Genomic DNA, 1,497 nt, shown 5'->3' with positions numbered 1-1,497 from the left:
TACAACTGGACAGAGGGCGATGGGGCAAGATGCTGGACAAATCATTGGCTCTCTCAACCGCAACACCGCAGCAGCACACCAAGCAGTAGGACAGCTAGATGTCGCATCGCTTGAGGGGGTAGTACATAATCGCGTAGATATGATCAATGATTTATCGGATGAAGGATTGGGATACTGGGACAAAATACGCGAAGTCGCAAATGTTAAAGAGCATCCAGTAGGTGAGATTTTGCATGATGAAAATGGCAATGTCCTCTATTTAACCGATGAAAATGGAGAGTATATAAAAGACAGCGATGGAGAATATATCACTCTGTATCACTTTTTAAATGCTGAAGATGAGCAGTATTTACAAGCTGGCTCTGATGGCAACAGGCGTATGTTCTATAATGGTATTTTTAACACACCAGATGAAGCAGCCGGTAATGCTGTCCACTTAGCTGATAATGAGCATGAACCCCTTTATTTTACATACCACCCACAAGCTAAAGACAGGCTCGTAGAGTACGGAGTAGCGATTTATGAGTATTTTGGGAGATGGAGTAATTCGACTAAGAAGTTACAAGATTTTATCTATCGTTATGGCAATACAGGGGCGATTGTTAGTGCGCATAGCCGTGGTAGTTTGACAGTGGGCAATGGAATGCGTGACTTTGAACAGCGTGGCATTCACGGTATAGCAGAAAAAACAGATATCTATCTTTTTGGACCAGCTGATAACTCTCAATCAATAGCGAATGCACTCTATTATGTGAGTGATGGTAAAAAAGATCATATTTACTTACAAAACCATATATTCGATCCCATAGGTACAGGATTTGGTTACAATCCACCTACTGCTTATAAAGTACCCTTGAGGTTCCCTTATGCAATATTTCCACCAGCAACTCCAATGATAGAGCAAGGGGGAGCGCTCATCGGGCATAACCCTAGTACCCATAAGTGTTATGGTAATGCGGGGAAAAAATGTCAAGATAATTATGGAATACATCATAATGCAAAAATTTATGCACCTTATGCAATTTTAGATAATTTAGGTTTAGGTTATTTATGGAGAAAAAAATGAATACACTGTTTAAATTATTAAGTGGGATAGTTCTGTTAAGTGTCTCTGGATGTGACATTGAAAACATTGACAAACCTCCTCCAGGGGAAGTACATGGGTGGTTGAAGGCGGGAGCAGATTTTACTGAGATAGGAAAAGCCTTATTAGAATGTGGAATGCCGAGTCTTATCGATCCTGATTCAGAAAATAGAAACCTCAGTTTAAATCAAATGGCATCCATTGATGCTTGTATGGTCCAAGCAGGATTTCGTGATAGATACGGTGGTCCATATTGGTGCTATAATTATAAAGACCTTCCCATTTGTCAGCCTGGTGCTGTCATTCCGAAGAGAAGTGTCGAAAAGCGCTTAAACAGCCCGTTTTGTAAAAGAAGTCCAGTACAACCTGAATGCAAGCCTTAAGTTTTGCTGCTTGTGATGATCAACAATCCG

At 40.7% G+C, this 1,497-nt stretch carries 1 protein-coding gene and 1 pseudogene; both read left to right on the top strand.

Annotated elements, in window-relative coordinates; genetic code table 11:
• A pseudogene (locus ACFILU_RS06340) lies at positions 1-1,066 on the top strand (filamentous hemagglutinin); the annotation flags it as partial.
• A complete protein-coding gene (locus ACFILU_RS06335) occupies positions 1,063-1,467 on the top strand; it encodes a hypothetical protein (protein WP_375675235.1) in 405 nt (134 codons plus the stop codon). The pseudogene ACFILU_RS06340 and the gene ACFILU_RS06335, both read left to right, overlap by 4 nt.
• Positions 1,468-1,497 lie beyond the last annotated feature (30 nt).

It is taken from the genome of Bartonella sp. CL100XZDX, from assembly GCF_042195375.1.
GTDB lineage: Bacteria > Pseudomonadota > Alphaproteobacteria > Rhizobiales > Rhizobiaceae > Bartonella.
This window is presented reverse-complemented; position numbering and strand designations above follow the sequence as displayed.